We start from the raw sequence: 17,054 nt of genomic DNA on the forward strand, positions 1-17,054 counted from the left end.
ACGAAGCCGGCGGAGAAGCCGACTGCGGGGAAGATCACGGACAATCCGAGGGAGGCGGCGGCCAGCCGCACGAGGGCCTTGCGGGCCAGCACCGCGCAGAGCGCGACGCCGAGCACCACCGCGATGGTGCCGACAGCGCCTGCGGGCGGCAGGGCATCGACGAGCAGGCGCCCTTCACCCGAGACGATGCGGTTGGCCCGGTACGTGACGAAGGGGCTCGCGAAGAGCGCAACGCCAATGAGCCCCGCGATCACGCTCCCGAGCCGGTCCAGGTGCAAGGTGGGGCGCAGGGTGGTCATGCCGGGCGCGGTGGTTGGGGTGGAGATCGTGTTCACAAAGCGTCCGGCCTTCGTCGTGCAGCTCGTTCTCAAGCATCGGACCCAAAAGTGGGTTTGCACTTTTGGGATCGATCCGATGCGCCTTTCTTGAATCGAGCCGTCAGGTCACTTCAGGAAGCCCTTGGACTTCAGGTAATCCATCGCCACCGCCTTCGCCGGCTCGCCGCCGACCTGCACGCGGGCGTTCAGCCCCTGGAGGGTGGCGAGATCGAGGGAGGCGAAGACGGGCTTCAGGATCTCGGCGATCTTCGGGTTCTCCTTCAGGGCCGCCTCGCGCACGATGGGAGCCGGCGCATAGACGGGCTGCACGTTCTTGTCGTCTGTCAGCACCACGAGGCCCGAGGGAGCGATGCCGCCGTCGGTGCCATAGACCATGGCGGCATTGGCGCCGTTGGTCTGCTCGGCCGCCGCCTTGATGGTGGCCGCCGTGTCGCCGCCGGACAGCACGATGAGCTGCTCGGGCTTCATGCGGAAGTCATAGGTCTTCTGAAAGGCCGGCAGGGCCGCTTCCGAGTTCACGAACTCGGCGGAGGCTGCGAGCACCACCTTGCCGCCCTTGGCGATCCACTGGCCGAAATCGGACATGGTCTTGAGCTTGTTGGCTTCGGCGACCTCCTTGCGCAGGGCGATGGCCCAGGTGTTGTTGGCCGGCGCCGGGTCGAGCCAGACGACCTTGTTGGCGTCATAATCGAGCGTCTTGGCGGTCTCGTAGCCCTTGGCAGCGTCCTTCCACACGGCATCGTCCGCCTTGTTGAAGAAGAAGCCCGCATTGCCGGTATATTCGGGATAGATGTCGATCTCGCCCGCGGTGAGGGCCTTGCGCACCACCGGGGTTGCACCGAGCTGGATCCGGTCCTGCGTCTTGATGCCGTTGGCATTGAGGGCAAGCAGGATGATGTTGCCGAGGACGGAGCCTTCCGTGTCGATCTTGGACGAGACGACCACATCGGCCCTGGCGGCACCCATCGCCGCCAGCCCGAGGGCGATGGCGACCACCGCCGGCTTGAGGATGGACTTCATGTGAACCCCCTTGGGAAACCTTGCCCTGCTGTTTTTAGGACAGCCCACGGATTTAGGCAGAGGGGGGCTCAAGAAGACTTGGGCCGGAGGATAAAAACTTCGTGTTGTCACAAAAGATCCCGCCGAAGGATCCTTCATCCTCCGGCGGGGCGATCTACAAGCGTCCCTGATGGCCTCTTCAGGCGCTCAGGGTCGACGGAGGCTCCTGGGCGATGGTGAAGCGGACCTGGGCCTGCGGCCGGTGATCCTCGGAGAGCGTGCGCCAGGTGCGCTCGGCTTCATGGCGGCTCTCGAAGGGTCCGATGACCCGCTCGGTGCCCTGGACGATTTTTTCGCAGTCGCAGGAGGTGTACTCGCCGCCGACCACCCAGAAACGTGAATTGCTCATTGTCGATCTCCTTGGCTGAAAAGGTTTGAGGTTCGTCGCGAATTATTCGGCTGCCTGAAGCTTGGCCGGGGACTGGAACTGGGCCGTTTCGGTGGACTCGGCCATGGCGGTGGTCGAGGACTTGCCGCCGGTGATCACCACCGAGACCTTGTCGAAGTAGCCGGTGCCGACCTCGCGCTGGTGGCGGGTGGCGGTGTAGCCGCTGGTCTCGGCAGCGAACTCGGCCGCCTGGAGTTCGGAATAGGCGCCCATGCCGCGGTCGCGGTAGCCGCTCGCCAGATCGAACATGCCGTAGTTGAGCTGGTGGAAGCCGGCCAGGGTCACGAACTGGAACTTGTAGCCCATGGCGCCGAGCTCGCGCTGGAACTTGGCGATGGTGGCGTCGTCCAGCTTCTTCTTCCAGTTGAAGGAGGGCGAGCAGTTATAGGCGAGCAGCTTGCCCGGATAGCGCTTGTGGATCGCTTCCGCAAACCGGCGGGCATCGTCGAGATCCGGGTGCGAGGTTTCCCACCACAGCAGGTCGGCGAGTTCCGCATAGGCGAGGCCGCGGGCAATACAGTGATCGAGGCCGGTGCCGTCCTTCAGGCGGTAGAAGCCTTCCGGCGTGCGGCTGTCGGGCTCGATGAACGGGCGGTCGCGCTCGTCCACGTCCGAGGTGATGAGCTTGGCGGATTCCGCATCCGTGCGGGCCATGATCAGGGTCGAGGTGCCCATCACGTCGGCGGCAAGCCGCGCGGCGATCAGGTTGCGCTCGTGGGCGGAGGTGGGGATGAGCACCTTGCCGCCGAGATGGCCGCACTTCTTCTCCGAGGCGAGCTGATCCTCGAAATGAACGCCCGCAGCGCCGGCCTCGATATAGGCCTTCATGATCTCGAAGGTGTTGAGCGGGCCGCCGAAACCGGCCTCGGCATCGGCCACGATGGGCAGGAACCAGTCCCGCTGCGCGCCGCCCTCCGCGTGCTCGATCTGGTCGGCGCGCTGGAAGGTGCGGTTGATGCGCCGGCACAGCTCGGGACCGGAATTGGCCGGATAGAGCGACTGGTCGGGATACATGGCACCGGCCACGTTCGAGTCGGCCGCCACCTGCCAGCCGGAGAGATAGATCGCCTCAAGCCCGGCGCGAGCCATCTGCATGGCCTGGTTGCCCGTCATGGCGCCAAGCGAATGAACGTAGGGACGCTCGTGCAGCAGTTGCCACAGCTTCTGCGCGCCGCGCTCGGCCAGGGTATGCTCGATCTGCACCGAACCCCGCAGACGTTGGACGTCCTCGGCCGAATAGGGGCGACGGACGCCGTCGAAGCGACCCTGCGGAGCGGAGGGGATCAGGCCGTTGGTCGAAGCCGGGGACGTCTGGGAGGTCATCTGCAATCCTTTAGTTTACATTTCTTGACAAAACCCGCCTGCAGACCAGTATTGATGCAATGCAGCAGGGCTCGTTCCTCTAATAATCCTTGAAGAAGCTTTTGTTTCAACGATGGATTTGCGAAGAAAAGTCGCCCTGTAAATTGATGACAGACCACCTCGTGTAAACTTGTAAAAAGATTTACAATATGGATGAGAGCAGAAAGCTTTTCGTTGGCCCCCGCCTCAAGCGCCTGCGGCGGGACCTCAACCTGAGCCAGTCCCGCATGGCCGAGGAGCTCGGGCTTTCGCCGAGCTACCTGAACCTGATGGAGCGCAACCAGCGCCCGATCACCGCGCAGGTGCTCATCCGCCTCGCCCATGCCTATTCCCTCGACCCGCGCGAATTCGCCAATGACGATCACGGACGCACGGTCTCGGAGCTGGAGGAGGTCTTCGCCGACCCGCTGTTCCGCTCGACTCCGGTGGCGCGGCTCGAACTGCGCGAGACCGTGGAGAGCGCCCCCTCCCTGGTCGACGCCATCAACCGCCTCTACCGCGCCTATCAGGCCCTGCGCGGAGCCCGGGAGGCCGTGACGCCCAACCTCAACGACCGCGACCGCGCCGAGGACGCCCCGCAGGTCAACCCGGTGGACCGGGTGCGGGAGCTGATCCACGAGGCGAAGAACCATTTTCCGGAACTCGACGAGGCCGCCGAAACCCTGGCGTCGGAACTCGCATCGAGCGGGCACGACCTGTTCTTCGCCATCTGCGAGCGCCTGCACGCCAAGCACGGCACCCGGGTGCGGGTGATGCCGGTCGACGTGATGCCGGACAGCTTACGGCGCTACGATCATCACCGGCGCCAGCTCCTGATCTCCGAGCTGGTGGACCCTTCCGGCAGAACCTTCCAGGCCGCCTACCATCTGGCCTTCGCCGAGATGCGCGAAACCATCGACGCACTGGCCGCACGTCTTGAGCCGGTCGACGGGCCGGCCCGGCGGCTGCTTCGCGTCTCGTTCGGCAATTATTTCGCCGGGGCGCTGATGATGCCCTACGGCAAGTTCCATGCGGCGGCGGAGTCCCTGGGATACGACGTGGAGGTGCTCGGCGCCCGCTTCGGCGCCAGCTTCGAACAGGTGGCGCACCGCCTCACCACCCTGGCCCGCCCCGGAGCACGCGGGGTTCCCTTCTTCCTGGTGCGGGTGGATTCGGCCGGCAACGTGTCGAAGCGCTTCTCGTCGGGCCGGTTCCCGTTCTCGCAGTTCGGCGGCACCTGCCCGCTCTGGAACCTGCACTCCACCTTCCGCACGCCCGGCCAGGTGGCGACCCAGATCGTCGAGCTGCCGGATTCATCGCGCTGGTTCTCTGTCGCCCGGGCGGTGAAGCGCGCCTTCAAGCCGTGGGGAACGCCCGATCCGCAATTCGTGGTCGGCCTCGGCTGCGAGCTGAAATACGCCCATCGCCTCGTCTATGCGCGCGGCCTCGATCCGGCCTCCGCCGAGGCCACGCCCATCGGCATCAACTGCCGCCTGTGCGAGCGCGTCGCCTGCCCGCAGCGCGCCGCGCCTCCGCTGATGCATGCGTTGATCGTGGATGAGATGAGACGCGGCGTCTCGCCCTTCGAATTCGACGCGACGTGAACAAGGCGCCTCAGACCGGGCGGTCGTGACGATAGAAGGCATTGGGGATCCCGTCGACATCCCTGATGCCGGTCAACGACATCCCGGCTTTTTCGAGCACGCGGCGGGAGGCTGCATGCTCGGCCACCGCAAACCCGATGACGTGATCGATAGGCTTGGCCTTGTAGATCCAGCCCAGCAACGCGTAGGCGGCCTCGGTCGCATAGCCCCGCCCCCAGAGAGCGCGCTTGAAGCTGTAGCCCAGTTCGAGTTCATCGGTTTCCGGAAACCATCCGAAACCGGCACGCCCAAGGAATGTCCCTTGCCGGTCGGTGACCTTGAACTTGGTCCAGCCATGAGCCGTGTAATCGGCCAGGAAATCCGCGAACTTGGCCCGGAGATACGCTTCGTCCCAGGGCGGATCGCCCATCTGCAGGAAATGCTGCACCTCAGGGTCGCTGTGAAGCGATGTGAAGAGCGGAAAGTCCTCGGCCTCCCAAGGATGAAAACACAAGCGGTCGCTGACCAAGACGGGAGGGTTCATGGGCGGCCCTCAACGCTTCTCGGAGAGCCAGTGATCCAGGAACCGGTCGAGCCAGCGCGAGACATGCGGGTCGTGCTGATAACGGCCCTCGAGCTGGCGTATGCGGTCCTGGGCGCCCGGCATGCACAGGCGCTCCTCGGCGACCACGGTCCAGCGGCAGAGCATGGCATGCGTCACCTCCGGGTGGAACTGGAGCCCAAAGGCCTTCTCGCCCACCCGGATGGCCTGGGTCGGAAAGTCGTCGCCGGTCGCAAGCGTCTCCGCGCCGGAAGGGCAGTCGAACCCTTCCCGGTGCCAGTGATAGACATGGCTCGGCCAGGGCACGCCCCAATCGGTGCTCAGGGCCTCGCCGGCCGGCGTCGGCACGAGCGGGTAATAGCCGATCTCGGTCCGGCCTTCCGGGTGCGCCCAGACGCCGGCGCCCAGGTGCTTGGCCATCATCTGCGCGCCGAGGCAGAGTCCGAGATAAGGCTTGTTCTCCTTGAGCGGCACCTCGATCCAGTCGATCTCTTGCTTGATGAAATCGTCGGGATCGTTGGCGCTCATCGGCCCGCCGAAGATGACGGCGCCGGCATGCTCCGCGAGCGTCTCCGGCAGCGGATCGCCGAAACGGGGGCGGCGGATGTCGAGGGGATAGCCGCGCTCCGCCAGCAGACGTCCGACACGGCCGGGGGTCGAATGCTCCTGATGCAGGACGATGAGGATCGGTGCCCTGGACGGCCGCTTAGGCATGGTTGCGGTTCCAGGCGGGAGAATGGGTGAGAAGACGCGAGACCATCGGCAGATTATTCAGGACAAGCCTTGCCCTCCGCAAGGGGGCAGACGAGTCCCTACCCTCCTGGACGCCGATGAAGCTGGTTCAGGTAGCGCTCGGCCACGTCCCGAGCCGGCCGTTCGTCCACCACGATCTCCGCATTGAGCGCCTGGAGCTTGGCCGTGCTGAGAGAGGCGAAGACTCTGTTCAACGCTTTCGAGATCGTCGGAAATCGCTCCAGCGCCTCGGTGCGCACGACCGGAGCGGGCTCGTAGACGATCTGGGCGCCCTTGGTGTCCTTCATGACAATGAGGTCGAGGGTCGCGATGGCACCGTCGGTGCCGTAGACCATGGCGGCGTTCACGCCGCCGATGCTCTGCGCCGCCACACGCATGGTGGTCATGGTGTTGCCGCCGGATTGGACCGCGATCCTGCCCCGGGGGAAGTGGAAGCCATAGGTTTTCTCGAAGGAGGCGAGCGCCGCCGGGCTCTCGACGAATTCGGCAGAAGCCGACAGCCGCAGGTTCATGGATGCCCTGACCGCTTGAGCGAAATCATCCATGGTCGTGAGGTTGGAGCGCCGGGCGAGATCACCCCTGACGGCGATCAGCCACGTGTTGTTGGCGGGAGCCCGCTCGAGCCAGGCGAGTCGGTGCCGCTCCGCATCCAGGCGCCTGACCAGATCATGGGCCGAGGCCGGCGCCTTCCAGGCCGGGTCGCTTTCGAGATTGTGAAAGAACGCACCGTTGCCCGTGTACTCGGGATAGATGTCGATCTCTCCCTGGAGGATGGCCTTGCGGACGTGCTGGGTCGGTCCGAGCTGAAGGCGGGTCTCCACAGGAATTCCCTCCCGTTCCAGCGCGATGGCGATCATGCTGCCCAGCAGGGCGCCTTCGGTATCGGCCTTCGAGGCGACGACGATGGGACGGTGCCCATGGGCGAGACTTGACGTGCTCGACAGCGTCAGAAGGACGCCGAGCGGTACAAGAAACTTAAAGAGCCCGGAAAATCTGGTTCTTCCTGTCACGTCAGCCAATCGCCTTAAGAGGGTCCATCTAGGAAATGGAGCTGTCAGACCCTAGGATCCTGTCCTATAATGATATCATGGATCAGATCAGTTCCAGGGCCTTTTGCATGGAGACGCAAAAGTGATAGAAGCGTCTGAGTCCCAAGTCTTGAAGTTCAAGACATCCAGGGCATGTGTCCTGTTCTCTGCGGAACAATCTACCAGCGCCTTGCCTGAAAGAAAGCGAAACCGTGACCGATAGCGTAATGAGCGACGGCGATCTCAATGGCCTGCGGATCCTTGTTGTCGAGGATGAGGCTGCGATTTCCCTTCTGCTGGAAGACATGCTGCTCGATTTCGGCTGCGAGGTGATCGGTCCGGCGGCCCGGCTGTCTGCGGCCCTCGAGGCCGTGTCCCGCGAGCAGGTCGATCTGGCCATTCTCGACGTCAACGTAGCCGGGGAGCCGATCTATCCGGTGGCCGAGGCCCTGGCGCAGCGCTCGATCCCGTTCGTGTTCTCCACGGGCTACGGCAGTGCCGGGATCCGCGACACCTTCCGTGACCGGCCCGTCCTGCAGAAGCCTTTTGCCCAGCACGACCTGAAGCAGAAGCTTCTCATGGCCCGCACCAAGATGGCCTGATTTCGGCAGTTTCTCCGCAATGTTATGTGTGTATCTGTGGCCTATATGCCGCAATGATTTACCCTGTGTCCTAAAATACACCGGATGTGGTGTGAATCGGCTTTGATCCAAAGTTCTTGCTGCTAAGCTCAGGTAACGTTAGAGCAGGTAGCCTCCGATCAAGCTGGTCCGTCATGTCTGTCCAATCTTTCCGCCTTCTGACCGCCACGAGTGCTCTTGTGCTGAGCCTCGTCCATGCGCAGGCCCAGGCTCCCGTGCCCCGTCCGGTGCCGGCCGCGGGCGCCATCGTGGCCACCAAGGGCGGCGAGGAGATGCGCTTCGTGCGCGAGGATCTCTGGCGCTCGGCCACCGTCCAGCAGAACGTGGTCGGCGGCGACACCCTGCGGACCAACGAGATCGGCAATCTCGCCATCCTGTTTTCCGACCAGACCCAGATCCGCGTCGGACGCAACTCGACCCTGACCGTCAATGACGTGGCCGGCGGACAGACCGGCAACACCCAGCTCAGCCTCCAGGGCGGCAACATCTGGGCCCGGGCTGCCCGCGGCGGCTCCGGCGTGGACGTCAAGACGCCCGCTGCGGTCGCAGCCATCCGCGGCACGGACTGGTCGCTCTCGGTGGATGGATCGGGCAAGACCTCGCTCATCGTGCTCGAGGGGGTGGTGGAGCTCACCAATCCTCAGGGCTCGGTGACTGTCCGCCAGGGTGAGGGAGCCGTGGCGGCTATCGGTCAGGCCCCCACCAAGTTCGTGCTCGTGCGTCCCAACGACCGCGAGCAGATGCTGTTTTATCTGACCCTGCGCGATGGCCTGAGTTGGCTGCCTGCCACCTCCTTGCGGGGATCGGCGCGGCAGGCCGAGCGCGCCCGGATCGAGGCGATTCCACCGGAGGCCCGTACTGGGGAAGACTGGCTGACCCGCGCCGAGGTGGCCTTGGCTCTCGACGGGTACCAAGCCGCCGCCGCGCCCTTGGCCGAGGCTCGCCGCAGACCTCTCAGTGCAGCGCAGCGTGCTCGCGCGGATCTCGTCGAGGGCCTGATTGCAGGCGCGGAGCGCCGGTGGAGCGAATCCGCTGCCCTTCTGGCTCGTGCCGAGCGCGGCATCGATGCCAAGCGGCGTGTCACCGCCGTTTACGGCCGTTACATCGCAGCCTCCCTGGCCCAGCCGAACCGCGTTCTGCCTCAACCCAAGATCGCGCCCAACAGCCCTGAAGCCGCGCTTGCGCAGGCGTTTATCGCCGGATTTCGGCAGGATCTGAATGCAGCGGCCGATCTCGCGACTGCCGCCGAGAAGCGATTCCCGACCGATACGCGGCTTGGCGTTTTCTCGTCGCAGCTGTCGCTCGCCCTCAACCGCCGGGACCAGATGCGCGCCTCGCTGGAGCGCGTGCGGGCAGCGGATCCGAATGACCATCTCGTCTTGGCCATGAGCGGCCGGATCAAGGCCGATGTGGATAGCGACCGCATGGCGGCGCTGGCCGACCTCAAACGGGCCTTGGAAGCCGCGCCGGGCGACGTCGCGATCTGGAACGAACTCGGCATGTTGTATGCCGAACTCGATGCTCCCCTGGAAGCCGAAGCAGCTTTCCGGCGCGCCATCGCGATCGATCCGCAGGATCCGCTTCCCCGTGCCAACCTGTCCTTCATCCTGCTCGACCAGAGCCGCGTGGAGGAGGCGGGTGCGTTGATCGACCGAGCGCTCGACCTCGACCCTGATTTCCACGTCGCCTATATCGCGCGCGGCCGCTATCTCCTGCAGAAGGGCGACATGCCCGGTGCCATCGAGTCCATTCTGGCAGGATCGGCGGCCAATCCTGCCTATGCCAACGGCTTGGTGGCCGCGGCAGTGGCCTATTACCAGAACGGTGACATCGAACTCGCCGAGCAGACATTCGACAATGCGGACCGGCTCGACCCGAACGATCCTGTCACGGCGATCATGCGGACGGCCGTGGCCCTGGATCAATACCGGGCCGACGATGCGGTGCGGTTCGCCCGGGAAGCCGTGAAGCGCGCCCGTAGCCGAGGCGGCGATTATGCCGGTCTCTCGGCCAACCGGCAGAGCGGCAGCTATCCGGCGGAGGCCTACCGCTTCATCGGCCTTCATGAATGGGGGCGCTTCTACGGCGACCGCACCTTCGATCCATTCCAGGCCTCCAGCTATTTCGATCAGGCGGCGAACGTCAGCCCGAACGTGTTCAGGGGTAGCCCAACCCTGACGAGCGTGGAAACCGGAAGCGATGACGGGGTGGCAGCGGCCAACCTTGTCGTCCAGGGCCTTCTTTTTGATCCGCTTGCGGTCGGCGGACGCCTCGGTCGCATCGACATCCTGCGCCGTCCCTTCGTCGATGCCGAGGTCGGCGGACGCTGGATCTCCCAGGACGGAAAGACCGGCTGGAAGACGGACGCGACGGTCACCGGCTTCTCCAACGAGCCGATCCCGACTGCCTTCAATTTTTCGGCAAGCCGTCTGCGTGACAACGGGCTTTACACCTACGATCAGGAGAGGCTCGACAGCGCCGCCTTCTTCATCGGTTCGGCCCCGACGGCAGCAGACCGCCTTCTCGTCTTCGGCACCCTCTCGAAGAACGAACCCGGGGAGTTCAGCTCCCTGACAGAAACCGTCTTCAATGTGGGAAACCTCGCAGTGCCGGGCGTTTTCTATAACAGGGACACCAAGGAAACGACCGATTTTCAGCTGGGCGCAGGCTGGAGTCACACCTTCGGCTATCGCAATGTGCTGACCGCTGCGGTCTTCCACGGGCAGGCCCGGAGTACGACGGATACGCAGCAGGGCGGCATTGCCGCTAATCCCGAGCTCGTGCTGTTCGAGCTCCTCAGGCGGGAAAGGACGCGCACGACCGCCACGGTCGTGGCGCTGAACCATATGATCGGCTTCGGCGATGTGACGCTTCGCTACGGCGCCGAGGCCCTGCGGGGCAAGTCGCGGGTCGAATACGAGCAGGACTACCGGGACTATGTAGGCGTCCCGATCCCGCCCTACTCGGATGCGCCCGTCGATGCCGATGTATCCTTCAGCGGAACCCGCCTTTATGCGGATGCCTTCTGGCGTCCCACCGACTGGTTCGAAGCACAGGCCGGGCTGGAGAGAGTCGACATCGATGTGAAGGGCGCATCGATGGACGAGAACATTCTGCCCCGGGCAGGCATCGGGATCTCGCCCTTCGAAGGACACTGGCTGCGGGCTGCCTATCGCAGCGACGTCCTGTTCCCCTCGACCTACACGCTCTCGTCCCTGACCACCGTCGGCCTCCTGCCGAACGTGATTCCGTTGGAGCTCGGCGGCAGGGTCGACACCCTCGCCCTGCGCTGGGACGCGGAATGGTCTCCGCGCCTCTTCACCTCGGTCGAGTACCAGCGGCAGGACATCGATTCCTTGAGCCTTCCCATTCCTGAGACCTACGCGACGGTCAATGCCGAGGAGGCCCGGATCGAGCGGGTGGCCGCGACGGCCAATGTCTGGCTGGGCTACGGCATCGGGGTGTTCGGCACCGTCGGTGCAGCCTCGTCCGAGATCCAGGCGGGGCCCGCGGCCGGATCCCCCGTGCCCTTCGTTGCGGAACGCTTCGCCCGCGCGGGCCTCACCTTCGTGCATCCGAGCCGTCTCAGGCTCACGGTGGCCCAGACGTTCCTCGGCGGCCTGACGAGCTCTACCCCGTTGGGAGATTCCGTGGGGCTGAAGCTGGATGATTACTGGACCACCGATGCGTCCGTGACCTGGGAAACGCCGGATCGGCGGCTGGTTCTTGGGCTCACGGTGCTCAATATCTTCGACAACGACTACCAGCTCCTCACCAATCTTCCTGGCCAGGGGCGTACCGTTTCGGCGAGCGTCAAGGCGCGGTTCTAGGGTGAATGACAAAAGCTTAGGGTCGCACATTCAAGGCGGCGGAGAACCTCTCTGGCGCCATTTCACCATGGCCGGGATCATTGCAGCGCTGCTGATCCCGTTTCTGTTCTTCTTCTCTCCCATCCGCCTCATCGAGGCGCGGCTCTACGACCTGCTCTCGGTGATCGCGCCGCCGCTGCCGGCCGAGCCCGGTGCTGTGATCGTCGCCATCGACGAGCCCTCCATCGGCGAGATCGGCAAGCGCTGGCCTTGGCCCCGGGATATCCACGCGAGACTGGTTGAGAGCTTGCGCGCGGCCGGCGCGAAGGTCATCGCCATTGACATCATCTTCGCCGACCCGACCACGGCAGAAGCCGATACGGCCCTCGCCAGTGCGCTCGGCCCGGATGTGGTGCTCGCAGCCGACGATGTCACGACACCGCTGGAGCAGGGCACGCAAATCACCCGGGTTAATCCGCTCGATCCATTCCTGGATGCCGGTGCCGTGGCCGGCATCGCCTCGATGCATCTCGACGGCGATGCCTACCTGCGCCGTATGCCGCCCATCCAGGACAGTTTCGCCGCCCAGGCGCTGCGGCTGAAGGGAGAGCCGCAGGTCGCCGCTCCTGACGGGGCGCTGATCCAGTACTTCGGACCCCGTCGTTCCTATCCGACCGTATCCTATTATCAGGCCCTCGATCCGAACACCTTCCTTCCTCCGAACTATTTCAAGGACAAGGTCGTTCTGGTGGGCTTGAGCCTCCAAGCCGCCACGACCGCCGATGCGGGAGCCCCCGATACCTTCCCGACCCCCTATACGCTGACTGAGGGCACGCTCACAGCCGGCGTGGAGGTCCAGGCGACGGTCCTCGACAACCTCCGCCATAACCTCTACGCGATCCCGCTCCCCAGCCCGGTCATGGTGCTGCTCGTGATCGCCGGAGCGTTCCTCGCAGCCGCCTTCTCCACCCGCGGCGTCACATGGAAGACAGGACTTGCGGCCACCTTCCTCCTCGCCTTCTTCATCGTCGGAGCCTGGGCTCTCCTGCGCTTCGGACGGGTCTGGGCGCCGCCCGCCCTGCCTGCGGCTGCGGCGCTGGCGGTGTTCGGTGCGCGGTTCGGCCTCGACTATGCCCGCGAGCGGCATCTGCGCCGCACCGTGTCGGAGGCCTTCTCGCGCTATCTGTCGCCGGATCTCGTGGCGCAGCTCGCCCGCGACCCCAGCGCTCTGAAGCTCGGTGGCGAGCGCCGCAACCTGTCCATCCTGTTCTGCGACGTGCGCGGCTTCACCACCCTGTCGGAGAAGCTAAAGGACGAGCCGGAGCGGCTGACCACGCTCATCAACCGCCTGCTCGATCCGCTCTCGGAGGCGGTGCTCGCGGAAGGCGGCACCATCGACAAATATATCGGGGACTGCGTGATGGCGTTCTGGAACGCGCCCCTCCCCAGCCCGGACCATCCGCTGAAGGCCGCGCGCGCCGCCATGCGCATGCTGGAGGCGGTCAAGGTCCTGAACGCGGAGCTGCGGCAGGAGATGGGCGAGGATGCCCCTCGCTTCGCCATCGGGGTCGGCATCAACACCGGCGATTGCGTCGTCGGCAATGTGGGATCGCGCTGGCGTTACGATTACTCCGTGCTCGGCGACACGGTGAACCTTGCCGCGCGCCTGGAAAGCCTGTCGAAGGAATACGGCGTCTCGATCGTGCTCGGGCCGGCTACGGCAAAAGCCCTGCAGGAGCACTTCGTGCTCGTCGAACTCGATCGCATCGCCGTCAAAGGCCGCAGCGAGACATCGGCGATCTTCACCATCGTGGCGCCGGCCGAGCAGGGCCGGCAGGACCCGGCGCTTGCGCAACTGACGGAGCTGCATCCCACCCTGCTCGACACCATCAGTGCAGGAAAGCGGGTTGAAGCCCTGGCCCTCATCCAGCACTGCCAGGCGCTCTCTCCGTCCCTGTCAGCCTACTACAAGAAGATGATGGGGAAGGCGGCGGCCATCCCTGAATAATCTGTCGGCGGCGTCACCCTATGATCTTCGACACAGAAAGCCTGCATCTTCGGCCACCCTGCTCATCGGATGCGCTATTGCTCTTCCGGTTTTTAGGAGACGCACAGGCGATGCGCTTCACCCAGGCGCATCCGTCTCTCGATCATACCGATCGCTATCTTGAAGCACACGAACTCAACCGGCAGCGGGTTGGGTACGCCCCTTGGACGATCCTTGAAAAGTCGAGCAGAACGATTGTCGGATTCGGTGGATTGTACGAGGATCCATTCGATCCCGGCTGGGGTCTTGAGGTAGGTTATTATTTTGCACCGTCTGCGTGGGGCAAAGGTTATGCGACTGAACTCGTTCGGTTCTCCCTCGCCTTGCTCCGACAGGATCGCGCATTATCCGTGGTCAGAGCCTTTGCGCATCCTGAGAATACCGCATCCCGGCGCGTTCTCCTGAAAGCAGGCTTTACCGAGGAGCGGTTCATTCCGTTCATGAACCGGCATCTCTACCGGGCCGACCTCTCAGGATCGCCTTGACTTTTACGGATCACTGATGGCCGCTGACATGATTTTGCAAACGATTAGCAAGTAAAAACAAGTTCTTGCGCTTGATGAAACACGCTCTATAAAGTCGCGTCGTTTCCCCCTCCGCCAGCTTTTCAAGTGTCGCCCCATGGACAAGATTCAAAAACTTGCCATCGGCAGCATATTCGTCGGAACCGTTGTTTTCGTCCTGAAATATGCCGCCTATTACATCACGGGCAGCATTGCGCTTTATTCCGACGCGCTGGAGAGCATCATCAATGTGGTGACGGCGGTGGCGGCCCTTATGGCCGTTCGCCTGAGCGCCGCACCGGCGGATGCCAACCACCCTTACGGCCACCACAAGGTGGAGTATTTCTCGGCCGTGCTCGAAGGCGTGCTGATCATCGTCGCTGCCCTGGCGATCCTGCGGGAAGCCTATTTCGGACTCCTGGCGCCCCGAGTGATCGACGCACCGATGCAGGGACTCGCCATCAACGCAGTCGCAGGCGTGATCAATGCAGCTTGGTCTTGGGCTCTGATCCGTTATGGTCGGCGCCTGCGGTCTCCCGCGCTGGTAGCGGACGGGCGCCATCTCCTGACGGACGTGGTCACCTCCGCCGGCGTCATTATCGGTCTCCTGCTCGTGCCGCTGACCGGATGGGCTTGGCTCGACTCCGCCCTTGCCGCCATGGTGGCCGTCAACATTCTCTGGTCGGGCTGGGGCCTGATCAAGGAGAGCGTTGGCGGCCTCATGGACGAGGCCCTGCCGGAAACAACGCTCATCCGCGTGCGCGAGATCATCGCCCTGAATGCGGATGGCGCCATCGAGGCGCACGACCTGCGCACGCGCCATGCAGGCCGGATGACCTTCATCGACTTCCATCTCGTGGTGCCGGGCGCCATGAGCGTGACGGATGCCCACGACATCTGCGACCGTCTCGAGCGGGAACTCAAGGTCGCCGTGGAGGACGCGCTCATCACGATCCATGTGGAGCCGGACACCAAGGCCAAGCACTCCGGCATCGTGGTGCTCTAGAGCATTTTTCGGTGAAGTGGATCCGGTTCGCCGTCAAGAGATGCAGCGAACCGAGGAGGAGAGATGATTCCACACAAGTGGCAACAGCTCTCGGCAGAAGCGATGTTCAAGACGTGATCTGTCAACAGATCGTAAGTTGATCTTCGCCTCTGCTTTGACTCTCGAAGAAATTAAGAAAACCTTACTTCGTCAGTAGGTATTAACCGTAATAGCTCAGGTAAGTGTTCCCGGCTAAAACTACGCAGCCTGGATAAGCGCGTCGTGGGGGCGCGCGCCTCCCGCGGCGATGCGGGCGGGCCACCGAAATTCAATGCGTGCCTTGAACAATCTCAAAATCATTACAAAGCTGGCCATTCCAGTAATCGTGATGGTCGCCGTCACCATTGGCCTCATCATTTTTGCCAAATCAGGCTTGGATACGCTCGCCGAGGAAACCCAGCAGATCGTCGATGTGCACGCGGCCCGGCGCAGCATGGCGCTGGACATCAAGGCCCACGTCAACGAGGCGGCGGTCCAGGAAAAGAACCTGATCATCGAGACGCGCTTCCAGGAGATGGCCGTCTACGAGCAGGCTTTCCGGGAGGCCAAAGCGGACGCCCTGAAGGACCTGGATGCCTTGATTGCGCTATCCGAAACGCCGGAGCGCCGCGCAACCAACGAGCAATTGAAGAAGATCGTCGAGGACTACTTCGCCATCATGGGCCGGACCATCGCCCATGCTCAGCTCAACGAAAGCGACGAAGCCTTCAAGCTCTCGAGCGGCGAGGGCCGCGACATGCGCCAGAAGGCCTCGCGGGCCCTCGACGAGCGTGCCGAAGCAAATGCTGCGACCCTGGAGCGGGAAAAGCGCGACGCGGCTGAACTGGCCTCGTTCACCTCTACCAAATTGATCGTCGCCTCCGTTGTCGGCCTGACTCTGGCGATCGGTCTGCTGGCAGCAATCGCACTCTACGGCGTGACGCGTCCTCTGAACGGGATGACTGGTGCGATGGGCCGGCTGGCTGCGGGCGATCTCGACGTGAGCGTCACGGGCGTGGAGCGCAAGGACGAGGTGGGGCTGCTCGCCCGCTCCCTGCAGGTGTTCAAGGACAACGCCCTCGAGGCCCGCCGCCTCGCCGCCGCGCAGGACGCCGAGAACCAGGCCAAGATGCGCCGCGCCGAGATGCTCGACCAGATCACCAAGCGCTTCGAGAGCAACGTGTCGGCCCTCACCCAGGGCCTGTCGTCGGCCGCCACCGAGATGGAGGCCACGGCCCAGACCATGACGGCAGTGGCCAGCCAGACCACCCAGCAGTCCGTCACCGTCTCGTCGGCCGCCCAGCAGACCTCGGCCAACGTGCAGACCGTGGCGGCCGCAACAGAAGAGCTGTCCATCTCCATCCGGGAGATCGCCTCCCAGGTGGCGCAGTCGTCGCAGATCGCCGACCGGGCCGTGCAGGGGGCGCGCCGCACGGATGCGGCCGTGCAGGACCTGGCCTCCACGGCCAGCCGCATCGGCGACGTGGTGCAGCTGATCAACACCATCGCGGGCCAGACCAACCTCTTGGCGCTGAACGCCACCATCGAGGCGGCCCGCGCCGGTGAGGCTGGGAAAGGCTTGGCCGTGGTGGCCACCGAAGTGAGGGGGCTGGCGTCGCAGACGGCCAAGGCCACGGAGGAGATCTCGGCCCAGATCGGCTCGGTGCAGCAGGCGACGCAGCAGACGGTGTCGGCCATTCAGGAGATCGCCCGCACGATCACCGAGATGAGCCAGATCTCCACCTCGATTGCCGCCGCCATGGAGGAGCAGGGGGCGGCCACGGCCGAGATCGCCCGCAACGTGCAGGAGGCGGCGCGCGGCACGGAAGCCGTGACCGGCAGCATCAACGACGTGCAGCAGGGGGCCGGCGAGACCACCTCGGCGGCCAGCCAGGTGCTGGGCGCCGCCCAGGAGCTGTCGCGCCACTCCAACGACCTCTCCCGAGAAGTCCAGGACTTCCTCCAAGGCGTCAAAGCC

Annotated in this window: 13 protein-coding genes and 1 pseudogene; 7 read left to right on the forward strand and 7 right to left on the reverse strand. The window is 64.4% G+C overall.

The window, feature by feature from the left end:
* From MA07_RS04720 to aceA, 4 genes and pseudogenes are all read right to left on the reverse strand, one after another.
* A pseudogene (locus MA07_RS04720) lies at positions 1-371 on the reverse strand (ABC transporter permease); the annotation flags it as partial.
* A gap of 72 nt (positions 372-443) precedes the next feature.
* Positions 444-1,358: an ABC transporter substrate-binding protein gene (locus MA07_RS04725; RefSeq protein WP_036347631.1), complete on the reverse strand. Its 915-nt coding sequence runs from the start codon at positions 1,356-1,358 to the stop codon at positions 444-446.
* Positions 1,359-1,536: 178 nt separating this feature from the next.
* Positions 1,537-1,746: a hypothetical protein gene (locus tag MA07_RS04730; RefSeq protein ID WP_036347633.1), complete on the reverse strand. Its 210-nt coding sequence runs from the start codon at positions 1,744-1,746 to the stop codon at positions 1,537-1,539.
* A gap of 42 nt (positions 1,747-1,788) precedes the next feature.
* Positions 1,789-3,108: an isocitrate lyase gene (aceA, locus tag MA07_RS04735; protein WP_052002844.1), complete on the reverse strand. Its 1,320-nt coding sequence runs from the start codon at positions 3,106-3,108 to the stop codon at positions 1,789-1,791.
* A gap of 188 nt (positions 3,109-3,296) precedes the next feature.
* On the opposite strand from aceA, the gene MA07_RS04740 reads away from it, so the two are divergent.
* Positions 3,297-4,730: a helix-turn-helix transcriptional regulator gene (locus tag MA07_RS04740; RefSeq protein WP_036347635.1), complete on the forward strand. Its 1,434-nt coding sequence runs from the start codon at positions 3,297-3,299 to the stop codon at positions 4,728-4,730.
* A gap of 10 nt (positions 4,731-4,740) precedes the next feature.
* Here MA07_RS04740 and MA07_RS04745 read toward each other — a convergent pair whose 3' ends face one another.
* From MA07_RS04745 to MA07_RS04755, 3 genes are all read right to left on the reverse strand, one after another.
* On the reverse strand, positions 4,741-5,253 hold the full coding sequence (locus MA07_RS04745; protein ID WP_036347637.1) for a GNAT family N-acetyltransferase: 513 nt from the start codon (positions 5,251-5,253) through the stop codon (positions 4,741-4,743).
* A 9-nt stretch (positions 5,254-5,262) separates the two neighbouring features.
* A complete protein-coding gene (locus MA07_RS04750) occupies positions 5,263-5,985 on the reverse strand; it encodes a glutamine amidotransferase (RefSeq protein ID WP_036347639.1) in 723 nt (240 codons plus the stop codon).
* 98 nt (positions 5,986-6,083) lie between these two features.
* The gene (locus tag MA07_RS04755) at positions 6,084-6,974 is read right to left on the reverse strand and encodes a glycine betaine ABC transporter substrate-binding protein (RefSeq protein WP_152568723.1); all 891 of its coding nucleotides are present in this window, start codon (positions 6,972-6,974) and stop codon (positions 6,084-6,086) included.
* Positions 6,975-7,279: 305 nt separating this feature from the next.
* On the opposite strand from MA07_RS04755, the gene MA07_RS04760 reads away from it, so the two are divergent.
* From MA07_RS04760 to MA07_RS04785, 6 genes are all read left to right on the forward strand, one after another.
* On the forward strand, positions 7,280-7,654 hold the full coding sequence (locus MA07_RS04760) for a response regulator (protein ID WP_036347641.1): 375 nt from the start codon (positions 7,280-7,282) through the stop codon (positions 7,652-7,654).
* A 173-nt stretch (positions 7,655-7,827) separates the two neighbouring features.
* Entirely contained in the window at positions 7,828-11,523 is a 3,696-nt protein-coding gene (locus MA07_RS04765) for a FecR domain-containing protein (RefSeq protein WP_052002845.1), read from the forward strand.
* 67 nt (positions 11,524-11,590) lie between these two features.
* Complete coding sequence (locus MA07_RS04770) at positions 11,591-13,510, forward strand: adenylate/guanylate cyclase domain-containing protein (RefSeq protein ID WP_036347643.1); 1,920 nt, start codon at positions 11,591-11,593, stop codon at positions 13,508-13,510.
* Positions 13,511-13,530: 20 nt separating this feature from the next.
* Positions 13,531-14,034, forward strand: coding sequence for a GNAT family N-acetyltransferase (locus MA07_RS04775; protein ID WP_036347646.1), 504 nt, complete (start codon positions 13,531-13,533; stop codon positions 14,032-14,034).
* A 136-nt stretch (positions 14,035-14,170) separates the two neighbouring features.
* Positions 14,171-15,058, forward strand: coding sequence for a cation diffusion facilitator family transporter (locus MA07_RS04780; protein ID WP_036347647.1), 888 nt, complete (start codon positions 14,171-14,173; stop codon positions 15,056-15,058).
* Positions 15,059-15,368: 310 nt separating this feature from the next.
* Positions 15,369-17,054: methyl-accepting chemotaxis protein (locus tag MA07_RS04785; RefSeq protein ID WP_036347649.1), on the forward strand; the 1,686-nt coding region annotated here is incomplete at its 3' end.

The organism is Microvirga sp. BSC39, assembly GCF_000739015.1.
GTDB lineage: Bacteria > Pseudomonadota > Alphaproteobacteria > Rhizobiales > Beijerinckiaceae > Microvirga.